The organism is Caulobacter sp. GW821-FHT09H08 (assembly GCF_059415885.1).
The window spans coordinates 39,438-55,337 of sequence record NZ_JBWKOC010000007.1; the positions used below are offsets into that span (position 1 = coordinate 39,438).

Genomic DNA, 15,900 nt, shown 5'->3' on the forward strand with positions numbered 1-15,900 from the left:
CTTCAGCCCCACCCAACGGTGTCGAGCATCTCTTTGCGTTCGTCTTCGGTGAGAAGCGCCATACGGGCAAGAGTACGCTTCCCTTTTGCGAGGGCGAGCACGGCCAGGATGCTGCTGACCAACTCATCGTCACTCGCTGGCGGCAACTCCGCCAGCGCACATGCTTCCAATTCTGCCCACCCCCGCTCGTAGCTCGGGGCTAGCCAAGCTGGCATCACGGGATTGCCGTTGCCGTGCCGAGCTTCTTCGATCATCGCTGCAAGGGCGTAAACGTTCCAATCCGGCTGCGTCCGCTCCGCATAGATGCGTACGATCGCTGGGATGGCGGCATACGACGCTTCGCCTACGTCGCCTTGATGATGCAGTTCTTCCCAGAATTCATCCCACACACCCCGATCTTCTTCAGCGAGCCGTCGAAGCGCTGGCCTCACGTCATAAGGTCGCCGGAAGGCCCCCTGGAGTTCGCCCCAGCGCTCGTCGGAAAGATCAATCGGAAGGGCAGTCATGGCGGGATCAAGACCCGAAGTCGGTTTGGTTCGCAATGGGTCGGCAATCGACCTCGGTCGGTGCGATCTTTAGATCTCTTGGAGGCTGCAGCGTGCAGGGCGGATCAGGTCAGTCAAGGACCGCTCTCCGAGCGGCCGCTGCGCGGCGGCGAAGCCGTCCTTGAGTGACCTGATCCGCCCTGCGATCGTCTCGCCGTGAGATGTAAGGAGGGCTCCTTCCCGGGGCGGGAAGCGGCCTCCACTGCGCGCTCTTCGGCAAGTCTATAACCTCTCACCCTCCCACCGCTTCGCGGCGGGCCCCTCCCTCCCTCTATGAGAGAGGGGACCACGAGCCCCTAGTCGAACGCGCGCCAGACGCCGGCGCCCGCCAACAGGTCCGGCAGGTCCTCCGGCCAGACCTGCTCGGTGGTCGATCGCAGCTCGGCCGCCGACCACCAGCGATGTTCGGCCATCACCTCGTGCTCCAGCGCGGTCCATTGCGCCCGCGAGAGGTCGAACGCCGCAACACGGACCAGGAAGAAGCGCTCGTCACCCGCTCGCCGTCCGGCGTCTGGAATTCCGCCCGCCGTTGGGCGATCTGGGGGCCGGGACGGTCGATGCTCAGGCCCGTTTCCTCGAGAAGCTCGCGACGCGCGGCGTCCTCGTAGGTTTCGCCGGGATCGAGACCCCCGCCCGGCGTGGCCCAGAACGCCTGCCCCGCCAGAGGCCCGGCCTTGTGTTCGAACCGGAACAGCAGAAGCCGGTCCTCGGGATCGATCACCAGTAGGCGGGATGAAGGCCGTTCGCGCATCCGGCCACTCTAGATGCTCGGCGACGACGCTCAAAAAGAAAGGGCCGTTCCTTTCGGAACGACCCCCTCCCCACAGCTTGTAAGCCCCGATCAGCCGCGCAGCTTGCGCGTCAGCGTCTCGAGGTCGTGGCTCAGGGCGCTGTCCTCGGCGCGCAGGGCCTCGATACGGCGCACGGCGTGCAGCACGGTGGTGTGGTCGCGACCACCGAAGCGACGGCCGATGTCCGGCAGCGAACGGGTGGTCAGCTGCTTGGCCAGCCACATGGCGGCCTGGCGCGGACGGGCCACGGCGCGGTTGCGGCGCTCGCTGAGCAGGTCGGCCTGCTTCATGCCGTAGTGATCGGCGGTGGCCTTCTGGATGTCGTCGATGGTGATGCGCTTCTCGCCCGACCGCAGGTGCGGACGCAGGATCGCCTGGACTTCGTCGAGGGTCATGCGCGAGAGCCCTTCTCCGGCGCGGGCCGACAGGGTGTTGAGCGCGCCTTCCAGTTCACGAACGCTGTCGGTGAAGCGGTCGGCGAGGAATTGCAGCACGTCCGGACGCATGGTCGGCTCGAAGCCGTGCGCCGCCGACAGGGTCTGGATCTTGCGCTCCAGGATGCCCAGGCGGAGGTTGCGGTCGGCCGGCTCCAGGCCGCAGACCAGACCCGCCGACAGGTGCGAACGCAGGTGGGCGTCCATCTCGGTCATGGCCGCCGGCGGACGGTCCGACGAGAACACGACGCGGCGGCCTTCCTCGACCAAGGCGGTGAGCGTGTGGAACAGCTCTTCCTGGGTCGATTGCTTGCCGGCGATGAAGTGGACGTCGTCGATGATCAGCAGGTCGGCCGCGCGCAGCTCTTCCTTGAAGGCCGCCGTCTGGCGATCCATCAGGGCGCGCACGAAGGTCGACAGGAAGCGCTCGGCGGTCAGATAGACCACGCGCTTTCCGGGCGCGTTGCGCATGGCTTCCCAGGCCAGGGCGTTCAGCAGGTGCGTCTTGCCGAAGCCGTAGGGGCCGTGGAACAGCACGGGGTTGAAGTGGCCGTCGGCCCAGTTGGCGATCCGGCGCGCCACGGCATGGGCGAACTCGTTGGCCGGACCCGGGACGAAGGTCTCGAAAGTAAAGCGTTCCTGCAGGCCCTGGGTGCGGGGCGACTTGGCGCTCGGGGCCACGACGGCCGGCGCGTCGCTCGACACGGGCAAGACGATCTCGATGGGTTCGGCGGCGACGGCCTTGGGGGCGGCCTCGACATAGGCGCCGCCATTTCCGGCCAGAGCGGCTTCGAACTCCAGACGCGACTTCAGGTCGATGCGACGACCGGTCGGGTCGTTGGCCGACCACAACTCGCCAATGCGACGCCAGGCGCTGCGACGGATCCAGTCGCGTGCAATGCCCGTCGGCGTGACCAGGACGACATCACCGGTCGCGGCTTCGCGCAGCATCGCGGGCGCGATCCATGACCCGAAGGCCGCGTCCCCAAGCTCGCGTTTCAAAGCCACGCTGACCTTCAACCATACGCTCGTCGCCGGCTCACAAGCCGACGCGATCGCCGCCGAGAAGTCCTGGCTGGCCACCCCGCCCTTCATCGTCATTACGTCCACCGCCTCGCACAAAACAACCGCCGCACCAAACAGCCGCCGCCCCCCATGGCGTACGACCGGTTTTCTCAACGCACACAGGTTCTTACTCGGCGGACTCGATAGGTCCGCCGCCGCCTCGTTTTTTCCAAGACTGGGAAAGCGCTGAGACCCTCAAATTAGCCAGCGGCGAGGGCCGGTCAAACGGAAAACTTGAGTCCGATCGCGGATATTTCTGTTGACTCGCGAGACCCCCTCGCCTGGCAAGGGAATAGTGAAGCCAAGCCCTCAGATCACAGATTGCAACGCGAGGAATAGAGCTTTGGATTCAAAGCAAAAGCCGGTCAGGCGAACCTGACCGGCTTCTGTAAATACTTGAATTCGTTGGACGAACGGCGTTCGTCCGAATTCTGGACTAGGCGGCGGCCTTATCCAGCTTCTTCAGACGAGCGGCCAGGCGCGAAACCTTGCGCGAGCCCGTGTTGGGGTGAACGACGCCCTTCGAAACCGCGCGCATCAGCTCCGATTGAGCTTCCACGAAAGCGGCCTTGGCGACGGCGACGTCACCCTTGGCGATCGCGTCTTCGAACTTGCGCAGGAAGGTGCGCACGCGCGAGCGGCGAGCGGTGTTCACTTCGGTACGGCGGGCGATCTTGCGGATAGCCTTCTTGGCGCCGGGATTATTGGCCATAGGTTGGACCTTCAAACGGACAGCCGCGCGGGCAGCCGCGAAGCAGGAGGAAATCGAGCGCGCGGATATACGAGAAGCGCTCGCCGGGGTCAACGGTCCACAGGCAGGATTCTGCGGAGGGGTCGCGCGGGACGATCACGTCCCCTTGAACGCCGGCTTCCGTTTCTCGACGAAGGCGGCCATGCCTTCCTTCTGATCATCGAAGGCGAACAGCGAGTGGAACAGGCGCCGCTCCAGCGCCACGCCCGTCGTCAGGGTGGTCTCGTAGGCGGCTTCGACCAACTCCTTGTTCATGGCCACGGCCAGGGGCGACTGGGCGGCGATCTTGGCCGCCACGGCCAGGACCTCGTCGATCAGGGTGTCGGCGGGGAAGACGCGGGACACCAACCCCGAGCGCTCGGCCTCCTCGGCGCCCATCATCCGGCCGGTCAGGATCATGTCCATGGCCTTGGACTTGCCCACGAAGCGGGTCAGGCGCTGGGTGCCGCCGATGCCGGGCGCGACGCCCAGGGTGATCTCGGGCTGGCCGAACTTGGCCGTGTCGGCGGCCAGGATGAAGTCGCACATCATGGCCAGCTCGCAACCACCGCCCAGGGCGTAGCCGGCGACGGCGGCGACGATCGGCTTGCGGCACTGCTCGATCGCGCGCGCGCCGGCGGTGAAGAAGTCGGCCTTGAACATCTGGGCGTAGCTCTTGTCCGACATCTCCTTGATGTCGGCGCCGGCCGCGAAGGCCTTGGCCGAGCCGGTCAGCACGATGCAGCCTACAGCGTCGTCGGCTTGGGCGACCGCAAGGGCCTGGGCCAGCTCGCCCAGCAGCTGGGTGTTGAGCGCGTTCAGCGCCTCGGGCCGGTTCAGGCGGATCAGGGTCACGCCCGGCGCGCTTTCCGGCGCCTCGACGATCAGGGTCTGGTAGTCGGCCATTCGGCATCTCTCCTCTTGCGCGCTGCTTTTATAGAGAGGGCGCGGAGCTTGGGCAGCCCCCGGCTTGATCGAAACGGCCTCTGCGCCTAGGTTCCGCGCCATCGCGGGGGCGCGATCGCTTACGGAGTCCAGTAAGTGCTGTACATTCCTCACCGCGCCGGTCAGCCGGCCGCGCGGCGCCTTCTTGCGTCGAGCGCGCTGTGCGCCCTCCTCGTCCCCTTCATCCTGCTTTCGCCCCTTGGGGCCGGAGACGCATCCGCTCAAGTCCAGACTCAGGCGCCCAAGAAGGCCTTCGGCGAAAGGGTCCTGTCCGATGAGAACGACACCGTCGCCAACGACACGACGCTCGACCTGACCGAGGACAGCGACTTCGCTGGCGGCACCGACCTGGTGATCAACAACGGCGTCCTCACCATCGGCGCCAAGGCGACCTCGCCCGTGTCGGTGTCGTTGCTGTCGCTCGAGCAGTTCAGGAACAACGGCCTGATCGACATGCGCAACGGGCATATCGGTGACGTCCTGACCCTGTCGACCGACTATGACGCCACCACGAGCGCGCGCCTGGCGCTGGACGTCACCGCCGCTGGCGCGGACAAGCTGGTCGTCGGCGGCGCGGCCTTCGGCAAGACCGCCATCACCCTGGGTGTCACGGGCGAAACCGCCGCCCTGACGGGCGACAAGGGTCCGATCCTGGTCCAGGCCAGCGGCTCGACCAAGGCCGACGCCTTCGGCATCGACAACTACGAGGTCGGCTTCGTCCGCTACAGCCTAGTCTTCGACGCCGACGCCAAGACCTTCCGCCTCAAGGGCGTGGCCGGCCAGCGGGCCTTCGAGACGCTGAAGGTATCCGAAGGCGCCTCGACCGTCTGGCGCCGTTCGGCCGACGCCTGGAGCGCCCACGCCGCCAACCTGCGCGACGCCGGGTCCGAGGCCAACGGCGCGGGCGCCTGGGCCCAGGCCTATGGCGAGAGCGCCGACCGCGAGGACAAGGTCGCTGGCAGTGATCGTGTCGTCGACGTCGACTACGACCAGACGACCTATGGCGGCCAGATGGGCGTGGACCTGATCAACGCCGGCCTCGACGACGGTCGCGTGCTGATCGGCCTGACCGGCGGCTATGCGGATTCCAAGATGCGTTTCAGCGGCGTCGCGGGCCAGGAGATGAAGCTGAGCGTCCTCAATCTCGGCGGCTACCTGTCGCTGGCGCGCGACGGCTACTTTCTCAATCTGCTGGCCAAGGCCGACCGCCAGTCGATCAAGGCCCGGGGCCAGGACATCGCCGCCAAGTTCGACGGCGTCTCGTACGGCGCCCAGCTGGAGGCCGGCCTCCGAACGGAGAGCGAGGACGAGGGACTGGCGTTCGAGCAGCTGCTGGGCGTCAGCTATGTCAGCACCCGCCTGGACGACACGACCATCCTGGCCAAGCGCCTGGACTTCAATGACGACGCCGGCTTCCTGGCGAAGCTCGGCCTGCGCGGCACGGCGCGGGGCGAGCTGTTCGGCGGAACGCTTTCGACCTATGGCGCGGCCTTCGTGGTCCACGACTTCACGGTCAAGAACGGCCTGACCCTGGTCAGCGGCGACCAGTCCGAAAACCTGTCGCGCGACGGCGGCCACACCTATGGCCAGGTCGCCATGGGCGTCAGCTACCGCGCCGGCGCGACGCTGGCGTTCCTGGAGGCCAATGGCGACTACGGCAGCGGTCGCGAGGTCCTGGGCCTGCGGCTGGGCGCGCGGGTCGGCTTCTAGCGTCCAGGGTGGCGGGCGGCTTTCGGGTCGCCCGCTCGCTCTCGCCTTAAACCTGACAGACCGGGCAGAAGAAGGTCGAGCGACCCGCCTGGACCTCGCGCCCGATCACGCCCTTGCAGTCCGATGTCGGGCACGGCTCGCCCTCGCGGTCATAGACGCGGAAACGGTGCTGGAAATAGCCCAGCGCCCCGTCGGCGGCGGCGAAGTCCTTCAAGGTCGAGCCGCCGACCTCGACGGCCTCGGCCAGCACCTCCTTGATCGCCGTGGTCAGCGGACCCAGGCGCTTCCTGGCAATCCCGCCCGACGGCTTGAACGGCGAGATGTGCGAACGGTGCAGCGCCTCGCACACATAGATATTGCCCAGGCCCGCGACCGTCTTCTGGTCCAGCAGCAGGGTCTTTGGCCCCTGCTTGCGATTGGCGAAGGCCTTTTCCAGCGTCTTGACGTCGAAGCCATCGCCCAGCGGCTCGGGTCCCATGGTGGCGAACCAGGGGTGACGCTCGACATGGTCGGTGGCGATCAGGTCCATGAAGCCGAACCGGCGCGGGTCGTAATAGGTGACCGTCGCGCCCTCTTCGGTCTCGAAGACGACGTGAGCGTGCTTGTCGTCAGGCGTGACCTCGCGGGCGAAGTCGCCGGGGCGTACTGAGCCTTCCGGCGCGGCGATTTCGAAGCGTCCGGTCATGCCCAGATGCATCACCAGGGTGTCGCCCCGATCCAGCGGCGCCAGGATGTATTTGGCCCGGCGATCCAGGCGCAGGATCTTCGCGCCGGTCAGCCGCTGGACGAAGCCGTCGGGCAGCGGGAAGCGCAGGTCCGGCCGGTTGGCGCGGACGCGGGAGAGGCGGGCGCCGGACAGGACGGGCTCCAGGCCCCGGCGGACGGTCTCGACTTCGGGCAATTCGGGCAAGGCGGGTCCTTCGGCGGATGACTGGACGCGTGTCGCGAGCTAATAGCGGACGTACATATAGAGAGCGCGACCCAAAGACGTCATGAGCAACACCTCCGCCAGCTTCGGTTTCAAGGACGTCGACGCCTCCCAGAAGGCGGGTCTGGTGCGCGGGGTCTTCGACCGCGTCGCCAAGAACTACGACATCATGAACGACCTGATGAGCGGTGGCGTCCACCGGCTCTGGAAGGACGCCGTGGCCGCGCGCCTCAATCCGCAGCCGGGCGAGGTGATCGTCGACTGCGCTGGCGGCACCGGCGACATGGCCCGCCGCTTCGCCAAGATGGCCCGCAATGCGCAAGAGCGCCGGGGTGGTCCGGACGCGACCATCAACATTGTCGACTACAATGCCGAGATGATCATGGCCGGCATCGAGCGCGGCGGTGAACCGGAGATCACCTGGACCGTCGGCGACGCCCAGCGCCTGCCGCTGCCCGACAACTACGCCAACGCCTATGTGATCTCGTTCGGCATCCGCAACGTCACCGACATCGATGCGGCCCTGCGCGAGGCGCGCCGGGTGCTGAAGCCGGGCGGGCGCTTCCTGTGCCTGGAGTTCTCGCGCCCGGTGACCGAGGCCCTGGCCAAGGCCTACGACGCCTACAGCTTCAAGGTCATCCCGCAGGTCGGCGAGTGGGTCGCCAAGGACCGCGAGGCCTATCAGTACCTGGTCGAGAGCATCCGCCGTTTCCCCGACCAGCGGACCTTCGCCGGCATGATCGAGAACGCCGGCTTCAAGCGGGTGACCGTCACCAACTTCACCGGCGGCGTCGCGGCCCTGCACCAGGGCTGGGCGCTTTAGGCGCGTGGCTAGCTTTGGAGCCTTCTGGCGACTGACCGGCGCGGGCTGGGCCCTGGTCCGGGCCGACGCCCTGATCCCGCGCGAGGTCGAGCCGCTGCTGCCGCCCGCCGCCAAGCTGGCCGGTCGGGCGCTGCGCCTGTTCGCCGGGCCAGCGGCCAAGCGCGGACGGCCGGGCGAGCGCCTGGCCCACGTGCTGGAGCAGCAGGGTCCGGCCGCGATCAAGATGGGCCAGTTCCTGTCGACGCGGGCCGACATCTTCGGGACCCCCTTCGCCGAGGACCTCTCGCGCCTGAAGGACAGGCTGGCCCCCTTCCCGCTGGCCGACGCCAAGGCCGAGATTGTCCGTAACCTCGGCAAGCCGCTGAGCGAGGTCTATGTCGAGATCGGCGAGCCGGTCGCCGCCGCCTCCCTGGCCCAGGCTCACCCGGTCACCCTGGTCGACGGCCGCAAGGCGGCGGTGAAGGTGCTGCGTCCCGGCATCGAGCGCCGCGTGGCCCAGGACAGCGCCGTGCTGCGCCTGGCCGCCCGCCTGGCCGAGAAGCTGGCCCCGGCCGCGCGCCGCCTGCGGCCCACCGAGTTCGTCGAGGTGGTGATCCGGGCGCTGGACCTGGAGATGGACCTGCGCTTCGAGGCCGCCGGCTGCGCCGAGCTGGGCGAAGCCATGGCCGCCGACCCCTATATGCGCGCGCCGCTGGTCTGCTGGGAGGGCGTGGGCAAGCGCGTCCTGACCCTGACCTGGGCCGAGGGCGCGCCCCTCTCCGACCCGGAGACGCTGGAACTGCCCGGCCTGGACCGCAAGGCCCTGGCCGAGAACGTCACGCGCGGTTTCCTGGCTCAAGCCCTGGATCACGGCCTGTTTCACGCCGACCTGCACGAGGGCAACCTGTTCGTGGCCGCCCCCTCGGCGATCACGGCCGTCGACTACGGCATCGTCGGGCGCCTGGGCCCCGGCGAGCGTCGCTACCTGGCCGAGATCCTCTACGGCTTCCTGAACCGCGACTATCCGCGTGTGGCCAAGGTGCACTTCGACGCCGGCTACGTCCCCGCCCACCAGGACATGGACGCCTTCGCCCAGGCCCTGCGCGCCGTCGGCGAACCGGTCTTCGGCCGCAACGCCCGCGACGTCTCGATGGGCCGCCTCCTGGCGCAGCTCTTCGAGATCACCGCTCTCTTCGACATGGCCCTGCGGCCGGAGCTGGTCCTGCTGCAGAAGACCATGGTCACGGTCGAGGGCGTCGCCCGCCGCATCGACCCAACCCATGACCTATGGGCCGCCGCCGACCCCGTGGTGCGCCGCTGGATCGGCCGCGAGCTGTCGCCCGCCGCCAAGGCTCGCGACTTCGCCGAGGAAGCCCTCCGCGCGATCAAGGCCCTGGCCCGCCTGGCCGAGGCCCCGCCGGCGCCGGCGCCGGTAGCGGTCGCCGTTCCCGAGCGCCAGCACACCTGGCCGCTGCTGTGGTTCTTGGTCGGCGCCGCGACGTCAGGCGCGGCTTTCGTCACGGGGATGCTGCTGGCGCGGTGAGGGGTCCCCGTCGCTCCAAATCTTCCCGTCACTCCCGCCCTTGTGGCGGGAGCCCCTGGTTCAGCTGACACGTGAGATGCAAGCGGACGGCTCAGCAGTCCGCCCCTCCCGCACCTGCGGCCGATAGAGGGGTTCCCGCCACAAGGGCGGGAATGACGGATGGAAGATAAGCTTACTACCCCTCGGCCTGATCCCGATCGCGCTTCTTGCTCGCCGAGGCCCGGCGCGCTTCGCGGGACTTCTGCTCGTCCCAATAGTCGGCGCCGTTGTCCGGCTTGAACATCGTACGCGGCGCGCCTTCGCGCGAAACCACCGCGAAGATATTGCTCTTGGGATCGTAGATCAGCAGGTCGCCGTTCGAGCGCTTCAGCGTCTCCGAGCCCTTCGGCGGATCGCTGACGAAGGCGTGGACCTTGGCGACGAAGTCGTCGGTGCTCTTGGCCCGGAAGACCTCGCCGTTACGCTCGAAGGCCCGCTGGGCGTTCTCTTCGGCCGTGCGCGTGCGGTTGGCGGCCCAGTACGGCTTGCCGGAGACCAGCTTGACCGGCGCATCGCGCGGGTCGGAGCGGCGCCCGCCCTCCCCTTCGAACGACGAGCCTGTCGCCGTCGGCGCGCCGGTGTCGGCGGCGCTGGTCCGCTCGCTGGCCTTGGGCGCCTTTACGGCCGAGGCCCCGCTATCGCAGGCCGCCAATCCGGCCAGAAGCATGAGCGCCGCCGCGCTCGTCACGATTTGTCGTGCAAACTTCATGATCGCATTTGTCCATTTGCTCTACTTTTACGTTTATTGAACGAAAGCGGAACGGGAGTCGAGTCCCTATCTTCGCCGTATGTTTCTCTCTGGCGCTTTGGCGCGCGGGTGGGCATGTGCAGGGGACAAGACGAACGCGGACGGAGCGCGACGTGAGCGGCAAAAGGGTTCTCTTGATCGTCGGCGGTGGCGTGGCGGCCTACAAGGCGCTGCTGCTGACCCGCCTGCTGCGCAAGGCCGGGATCGGCGTGCGACCGATCCTGACCAAGGCCGGCGCGGAGTTCGTGACGCCACTGTCCCTGGCGGCGCTCGCCGAGGACAAGGTCTATGACGACCTGTTCTCGCTGACCGACGAGGCCGAGATGGGCCATATCGAGCTGTCGCGCTCGGCCGACCTGGTGGTCGTGGCCCCCGCGACGGCGGACCTGATCGCCAAGGCCGCTCATGGCCTGGCCGGGGACCTGGCATCGACCACGCTGCTGGCCACCGACAAGCCGGTGCTGATGGCGCCGGCCATGAACGTACGGATGTGGCTGCACCCCGCCACCCAGCGCAACATCGCCACCCTGAAGGCCGACGGCGTCAGCTTCGTAGGCCCCAACGAGGGCGCCATGGCCTGCGGCGAGTTCGGCCCCGGGCGCCTGGCCGAGCCGGAAGAGATCTTTACGGCGATCATCGCGCAGCTGGAGGGGCCTGCCGCCCGACCGCTCGCCGGCAAACGCGCCCTGGTCACCGCCGGCCCGACCTTCGAGCCGATCGACCCGGTGCGCGGCATCACCAACCGCTCCAGCGGCAAGCAGGGCTTCGCGATCGCCGAGGCCCTGGCCAGGCTGGGCGCGGACGTCACCCTGGTGGCCGGCCCGGTCGGCCTGCCCACGCCCGTCGGGGTCAAGCGTGTGGATATCGAGACCGCTCGCCAGATGCTGGCCGCCAGCCAGGCCGCCCTGCCCGCCGATGTCGGGGTGTTCGTGGCCGCCGTCGCCGACTGGCGCGTGGACGAGGCGTTCGGGACCAAGCTGAAGAAGGAAAAGGGCGGCCCGCCGGCCCTGACTTTCGTCGAGAACCCGGACATCCTGGCGACCCTGTCGGCCACCGGCCCACAACGTCCCAAGCTGGTCGTCGGCTTCGCGGCCGAGACCGATCATGTCGAGGAGCACGCCCGCGCCAAGCTGGCCCGCAAGGGCTGCGACTGGATCATCGCCAATGACGTGACCCAGCCGGGCGTGATGGGCGGCGGCGAAAACGCCGTGCTGCTGATCACCAAGGACGGGACCGAGCGTTGGGATCGCGCGGCCAAGGGCCAGGTGGCGGCCCAGATCGCCCGACGGATCGCGGACGCTCTGGCCTGAGCGATCGGGAAGCCGAAACCCCTCCCTTCGACAAGCTCAGGGTGAGGTTTCTACTGCGACGCTAAAAGTAGTCCTCAGCCTGAGCCAGCCGAAGGGCGGCGACGGACCCTGGGTGTTGACCGCTCTGGCCTGATCCCCGGCAAATCAGCTACAGCCGGGCGACCTTTCCAGATCAGGAACCGCCCGCATGTCCGCCATCCCCGCCGGTCTCGCCATCCGCTTCAAGCGTTGGGAAGGCAATGCCGACCTGCCGGTTCCGGCCTACGCCACGGCCGGTGCGGCGGGCTTCGACCTGCGGGCCCATGTGCCGGAAGACGCGCCGATCGTGCTGAAGCCCGGTTCGCGCTGCATGGCCCCGACCGGCTTCTCGGTGGCGGTGCCGGACGGCTGGGAGATGCAGGTGCGCCCGCGCTCGGGCCTGGCCTTCAAGAACGGCGTCACGGTGGTCAATGCGCCCGGCACCGTCGACAGCGACTATCGCGGCCAGGTCTGCGTGCTGCTGATCAATCTGGGCGAAGAGGACTTCACCATCCGCCGGGGCGACCGCATCGCCCAGGGCGTCATCGCGGCGGCCCCGCAATGGTCGCTGATCGAGGTCGAGGACCTGGACGCCACGGATCGCGGCGCCGGCGGCTTCGGCTCGACGGGCGTCTAGCCGGCGGGGTGGATGGTCCGCAGGCCTAGCGCGATATAGCCGCCGAACCCGGCGACGAAGCCGACCGCGGCCATCCAAAGCACCGGACGGAACAGACCCAGAGGCGATTGGCCGATCGGGGGATGAGCTTTCATCGGGACCTCCTGCAGCCTGTAGGCGGAACCGGCGGAACTGCGCCGGAGGAGATACGCGCTGCCGAGCCTTTGGTTGCGGCGGGGGAGCGATTTCAATGTGCCGTGATTCCACCCCGGACCGAAATTGCGGCGCGCTGTCGCATGGTCAAGCTTGGATCCGCAGGAACAGTCTTAATTGTCCGGGTACGGATAGTATTCGCGAAAAGTAGATTCAGGTGTAGTTCGCTGCGTCAAAACGTCGCCGAATTCGAGGATTCCTGAGATTTACTGGCTCAGAAAACGATTTCTGACCGCAGAATCTCGGCTAACGCCGATCTTCATCATATCCCTTCGGGTTTGTTAACCCTGTGACGGCAGCCTGATCTGGACTTCGGGTCCGGGGGCACTGCTCATGTCTAATCTTAAGGTTGCACACAAACTTCTGCTTGCGTTCGCCGTTCTCGTCTTCGGCGTGATCGCCGCGGGCCTGCTGGTCGGATCGAGCATGGGGTCGATCCAGAAGATCGCCCAGCTCAACGAGCACAGCTACGCCTATGTCGACGCGATCGCCGACACGACGGGCGCGCTGGTCGAAGAGCAGAACGCGGTGCGCGGCTATGTGGCCAGCCTGGACCCTTCGTTCCTGAAGAAGCGCGACAAGTACGCGGCTGAGTACGAAAAGAACTTCAAGCGCATCACGGCCGGCGTCGAGGACGCCGACGAGAAGGCTCGCGTGGACGCCCTGACGGCCGCCGTCGGCGTGTTCCATGCTGAGATCGCCAAGCAGATCTCCGACGCCGACGATCCCGCCGCCCTGGAAGCCGCCCGCAAGGAGATCGCCACCACCGGCCGCCTGACCAACACCCGCAAGGTGCTGGAGGCGATGACCAAGGTCGAGGAGCAGCAGCTGACTGAGCGTTCGGCCGCGCAGGCCAAGGCCTTCCGCACCGGCATGATCACCCTGATCGCCGGCGGGGCCGTCGCCATCGGCGTCGCCGTCCTGATGGGCTGGCTGCTGTCGAGCAGCATCGCTGCCCCGATCACCGCCATGACCGCCGCCATGCGCCGCCTGGCCGGTGGCGACAACAGCGTCGCCGTGCCCGCCACGGGTCGCAAGGACGAGATCGGCGGCATGGCCGCCGCCGTGCTGACCTTCAAGGAAGCCGCGATCGAGAAAATCCGCTTGGAGGGCATGTCCGCCGAACAGCGCGCCGAGGCCGAGCGCAACCGCGCGGCCGGCGAGGCCGAACGCGCGGCCAACGCCCGCGAACAGTCGGTGGTGGTCGGCCGGGTCGGCGAGGGCCTGGAAGCCCTGGCCGGCGGCGACCTGACCTTCCGCCTGAACGAGGCCTTCCCGCCCGCCTATCGCAAGCTGCAGGCCGACTTCAACGCCGCCATGGACCAGATGGCCCAGACTATGACCGTCATCAACGGCGCCGTGGGCGGCATCCAGGCCGGCTCGGGCGAGATCAGCCAGGCCGCCGACAACCTGTCCAAGCGCACCGAACAACAGGCCGCCAGCCTGGAAGAGACCGCCGCCGCCCTCGACGAGATCACCGCCACCGTCCGCAAGACGGCCGACGGCGCCGGCGCCGCCCGCCGCACCGTCGACAGCGCCCGCAAGGACGCCGAGAAGGGTGGCGACGTCGTCGAGCGCGCCGTGGCCGCCATGGGCCAGATCGAAAGCAGCTCCCGCGAGATCGGCGCCATCATCGGCGTGATCGACGAGATCGCCTTCCAGACCAACCTGCTGGCCCTGAACGCCGGCGTCGAAGCCGCCCGGGCGGGCGAAGCCGGCCGTGGTTTCGCGGTCGTCGCCCAGGAAGTCCGCGCGCTGGCGCAGCGTTCCGCCGACGCCGCCAAGGAGATCAAGACCCTGATCTCGAACTCGACCCAGCAGGTCGACGAGGGCGTCAACCTGGTCGGCGAAACCGGCGAGGCCCTGCAACGGATCATCGCCGGCGTGCAGGACATCAACCGCATCGTCGCCGAGATCGCCGCCTCGGCCACCGAGCAGGCCACCGGCCTGAACCAGGTCAACATCGCCGTGAACCAGATGGACCAGGCCACCCAGCAGAACGCGGCCATGGTCGAGCAATCGACCGCAGCCAGCCACAGCCTCTCCAACGAAGCGCATGAGCTGGGCCGCCTGGTGCAGCGTTTCCGCCTGGCGGAGAATGGCCAGGCCCGTCGCGCCGCTTAAGGGCGTCGCGAAAACTTCTTCGAACGATCGTTGATTTCTGGACGACTGCGTCCATTTATCCCTTGAAGAGCGCGCCGGACAGGACTATCCGGCGCGCTCAATGTCTTGGAGCGTGGCAGCCGAAAGTGTGATCGGTTTCGGCGCCTGCCACGCTCCAAATGTTTGAGAGCGAGCCTGTTTATCCGCTCCTGATGTTTCCATCAGGGGCGGACAGGCTCTAGCGACAAGGGTCTGGTCATGGCGGCGTCCGCAAACAAGAAGCTGGTTCCGATGCTCGTGGGCGGGGTCGTCCTGGTCGGCGTGATCGTCGGCGGGACCTTCTGGTACCTCGACAAGAAGCACTTCGAAGCCACCGACAACGCCTTCGTCCAGGCCGACACCGTGCAGGTCAGCCCGCAGGTCTCGGGCTACGTGGCCCAGGTGCTGGTCGCCGACAACCAGCGCGTCGAGGCTGGCCAGGTCCTGGCCAAGATCGATCCCTCGACCTTCCAGGCCCGTGTCGACCAGGCCATCGCCAACGCCCAGGCCGCCGACGCCGCCATCAGCGCCATCGACGACAAGTCGAACCTGGAACAGGCGATGATCGCCCAGAAGGCCGCCGGCGTGACCAGCGCCCAGGCCGACGCCAGCCGCGCCAAGGCCGATCTCGACCGCTACAACAGCCTGGCCAACCAGGGCTGGGTCAGCCAGCAGAAGGTCCAGACCACCCGCGCCGCCGCCACCCAGAGCGCCGCCGGCGTCTCCAGCGCCCAGGCCGCCCTTGAGGCCGAGAAGCGCGCCGCCCATTCGCTCGGTTCGGCCAAGGCCCAGGCCGTGGCCCAGGCCGCCGCCGCCCATGCCGCCGTCGAAGCCGCCAAGCTCGACCTGGAACGCACCGTGGTCCGCGCGCCCGTCGCCGGCGTCGTCGGCGCCCGCTCGGTCCGTCCGGGCCAGCTGGTCCAGCCGGGCGTCGCCCTGATGTCGGTCGTGCCGCTGGGCCAGGCCTATATCGTCGCCAATTTCAAGGAGACCCAGGTCTCCCGCATCCGCATCGGCCAGCCGGTCGAGATCAAGGCCGACGCCTTCGGCAAGCAGAAGATCGTCGGCAAGGTCGACAGCTTCGCGCCGGCCACCGGCCAGGAGTTCGCCCTGATCCCGGTCGAGAACGCCGTCGGCAACTTCACCAAGATCACCCAGCGCCTGCCGGTGAAGATCGTGGTCGACCGCAGCCAGTTGGGCGCGGCCCTGCGTCCCGGCCTGTCGGTCGAGATCAAGGTCGATGTCCGCGACAGCTCGGGCGCCTCGTTCGCCGAGGCGGCCACGACCACCCAGGTCGCCCGCCAGGGCGCGAGCCGCTAAG

General features: G+C 68.0%; 15 protein-coding genes and 1 pseudogene. 7 read left to right on the top strand and 9 right to left on the bottom strand.

What is annotated here, in order from left to right; genetic code table 11:
• Positions 1 to 2: 2 nt before the first annotated feature.
• The 5 genes from AC07NN_RS22515 to AC07NN_RS22535 all read right to left on the bottom strand — a co-directional run bounded on the left by AC07NN_RS22515 (position 3) and on the right by AC07NN_RS22535 (position 4,471).
• Complete coding sequence (locus AC07NN_RS22515; RefSeq protein WP_494646047.1) at positions 3 to 506, bottom strand: hypothetical protein; 504 nt, start codon at positions 504 to 506, stop codon at positions 3 to 5.
• A 451-nt stretch (positions 507 to 957) separates the two neighbouring features.
• Positions 958 to 1,296, bottom strand: a complete 339-nt coding sequence (locus tag AC07NN_RS22520; RefSeq protein ID WP_494646049.1) for an NUDIX domain-containing protein — start codon at positions 1,294 to 1,296, stop codon at positions 958 to 960.
• 90 nt (positions 1,297 to 1,386) lie between these two features.
• Positions 1,387 to 2,871 carry a chromosomal replication initiator protein DnaA gene (gene dnaA, locus AC07NN_RS22525; RefSeq protein ID WP_494646051.1) on the bottom strand — a complete coding sequence of 495 codons (1,485 nt, stop codon included), beginning with the start codon at positions 2,869 to 2,871 and terminating at the stop codon, positions 1,387 to 1,389.
• Positions 2,872 to 3,271: 400 nt separating this feature from the next.
• Entirely contained in the window at positions 3,272 to 3,547 is a 276-nt protein-coding gene (gene rpsT, locus AC07NN_RS22530; protein ID WP_004617408.1) for a 30S ribosomal protein S20, read from the bottom strand.
• Between the two features lie 135 nt (positions 3,548 to 3,682).
• Complete coding sequence (locus AC07NN_RS22535; RefSeq protein WP_494646053.1) at positions 3,683 to 4,471, bottom strand: enoyl-CoA hydratase; 789 nt, start codon at positions 4,469 to 4,471, stop codon at positions 3,683 to 3,685.
• 135 nt (positions 4,472 to 4,606) lie between these two features.
• Here AC07NN_RS22535 and AC07NN_RS22540 point away from each other — a divergent pair, with 135 nt between their 5' ends.
• Entirely contained in the window at positions 4,607 to 6,220 is a 1,614-nt protein-coding gene (locus tag AC07NN_RS22540) for a hypothetical protein (RefSeq protein WP_494646055.1), read from the top strand.
• A 46-nt stretch (positions 6,221 to 6,266) separates the two neighbouring features.
• Here AC07NN_RS22540 and mutM read toward each other — a convergent pair whose 3' ends face one another.
• Positions 6,267 to 7,130, bottom strand: a complete 864-nt coding sequence (mutM, locus tag AC07NN_RS22545; RefSeq protein ID WP_494646057.1) for a bifunctional DNA-formamidopyrimidine glycosylase/DNA-(apurinic or apyrimidinic site) lyase — start codon at positions 7,128 to 7,130, stop codon at positions 6,267 to 6,269.
• Between the two features lie 82 nt (positions 7,131 to 7,212).
• Here mutM and AC07NN_RS22550 point away from each other — a divergent pair, with 82 nt between their 5' ends.
• Both AC07NN_RS22550 and ubiB read left to right on the top strand, forming a co-directional pair.
• The gene (locus AC07NN_RS22550) at positions 7,213 to 7,971 is read left to right on the top strand and encodes a class I SAM-dependent methyltransferase (RefSeq protein WP_494646059.1); all 759 of its coding nucleotides are present in this window, start codon (positions 7,213 to 7,215) and stop codon (positions 7,969 to 7,971) included.
• 4 nt (positions 7,972 to 7,975) lie between these two features.
• Positions 7,976 to 9,493, top strand: a complete 1,518-nt coding sequence (gene ubiB, locus AC07NN_RS22555) for a 2-polyprenylphenol 6-hydroxylase (protein ID WP_494646061.1) — start codon at positions 7,976 to 7,978, stop codon at positions 9,491 to 9,493.
• Positions 9,494 to 9,516: 23 nt separating this feature from the next.
• Here the strand turns inward: ubiB and AC07NN_RS22560 are convergent.
• Both AC07NN_RS22560 and AC07NN_RS22565 read right to left on the bottom strand, forming a co-directional pair.
• A pseudogene (locus tag AC07NN_RS22560) lies at positions 9,517 to 9,691 on the bottom strand (hypothetical protein); the annotation flags it as partial.
• On the bottom strand, positions 9,669 to 10,199 hold the full coding sequence (locus tag AC07NN_RS22565) for a hypothetical protein (RefSeq protein ID WP_494646062.1): 531 nt from the start codon (positions 10,197 to 10,199) through the stop codon (positions 9,669 to 9,671). The pseudogene AC07NN_RS22560 and the gene AC07NN_RS22565, both read right to left, overlap by 23 nt.
• Positions 10,200 to 10,393: 194 nt before the next feature.
• On the opposite strand from AC07NN_RS22565, the gene coaBC reads away from it, so the two are divergent.
• Together coaBC and dut are read left to right on the top strand one after the other, a co-directional pair.
• On the top strand, positions 10,394 to 11,590 hold the full coding sequence (gene coaBC / locus AC07NN_RS22570) for a bifunctional phosphopantothenoylcysteine decarboxylase/phosphopantothenate--cysteine ligase CoaBC (protein ID WP_494646063.1): 1,197 nt from the start codon (positions 10,394 to 10,396) through the stop codon (positions 11,588 to 11,590).
• Between the two features lie 187 nt (positions 11,591 to 11,777).
• Positions 11,778 to 12,245, top strand: coding sequence for a dUTP diphosphatase (dut, locus tag AC07NN_RS22575; RefSeq protein ID WP_494646064.1), 468 nt, complete (start codon positions 11,778 to 11,780; stop codon positions 12,243 to 12,245).
• On the opposite strand, the gene AC07NN_RS22580 is transcribed toward dut, so the two are convergent.
• Positions 12,242 to 12,379, bottom strand: a complete 138-nt coding sequence (locus tag AC07NN_RS22580) for a hypothetical protein (RefSeq protein ID WP_494646065.1) — start codon at positions 12,377 to 12,379, stop codon at positions 12,242 to 12,244. The two genes, dut and AC07NN_RS22580, sit on opposite strands and share 4 nt — an antisense overlap.
• Before the next feature lie 391 nt (positions 12,380 to 12,770).
• On the opposite strand from AC07NN_RS22580, the gene AC07NN_RS22585 reads away from it, so the two are divergent.
• Both AC07NN_RS22585 and AC07NN_RS22590 read left to right on the top strand, forming a co-directional pair.
• A complete protein-coding gene (locus AC07NN_RS22585) occupies positions 12,771 to 14,561 on the top strand; it encodes a HAMP domain-containing methyl-accepting chemotaxis protein (RefSeq protein ID WP_494646066.1) in 1,791 nt (596 codons plus the stop codon).
• Between the two features lie 231 nt (positions 14,562 to 14,792).
• Entirely contained in the window at positions 14,793 to 15,899 is a 1,107-nt protein-coding gene (locus AC07NN_RS22590; protein WP_494646328.1) for an HlyD family secretion protein, read from the top strand.
• Position 15,900 lies beyond the last annotated feature (1 nt).

Coding starts and splice junctions, on each gene's coding strand:
- AC07NN_RS22535 (WP_494646053.1), bottom strand. CDS start 4,471: ATGGCCGACTACCAGACCCTGATCGTCGAGGCGCCGGAAAGCGCGCCG.
- AC07NN_RS22550 (WP_494646059.1), top strand. CDS start 7,213: ATGAGCAACACCTCCGCCAGCTTCGGTTTCAAGGACGTCGACGCCTCC.
- AC07NN_RS22520 (WP_494646049.1), bottom strand. CDS start 1,296: ATGCGCGAACGGCCTTCATCCCGCCTACTGGTGATCGATCCCGAGGAC.
- dut (WP_494646064.1), top strand. CDS start 11,778: ATGTCCGCCATCCCCGCCGGTCTCGCCATCCGCTTCAAGCGTTGGGAA.
- AC07NN_RS22515 (WP_494646047.1), bottom strand. CDS start 506: ATGACTGCCCTTCCGATTGATCTTTCCGACGAGCGCTGGGGCGAACTC.
- rpsT (WP_004617408.1), bottom strand. CDS start 3,547: ATGGCCAATAATCCCGGCGCCAAGAAGGCTATCCGCAAGATCGCCCGC.
- AC07NN_RS22585 (WP_494646066.1), top strand. CDS start 12,771: ATGTCTAATCTTAAGGTTGCACACAAACTTCTGCTTGCGTTCGCCGTT.
- dnaA (WP_494646051.1), bottom strand. CDS start 2,871: ATGACGATGAAGGGCGGGGTGGCCAGCCAGGACTTCTCGGCGGCGATC.
- AC07NN_RS22580 (WP_494646065.1), bottom strand. CDS start 12,379: ATGAAAGCTCATCCCCCGATCGGCCAATCGCCTCTGGGTCTGTTCCGT.
- AC07NN_RS22565 (WP_494646062.1), bottom strand. CDS start 10,199: ATGCTTCTGGCCGGATTGGCGGCCTGCGATAGCGGGGCCTCGGCCGTA.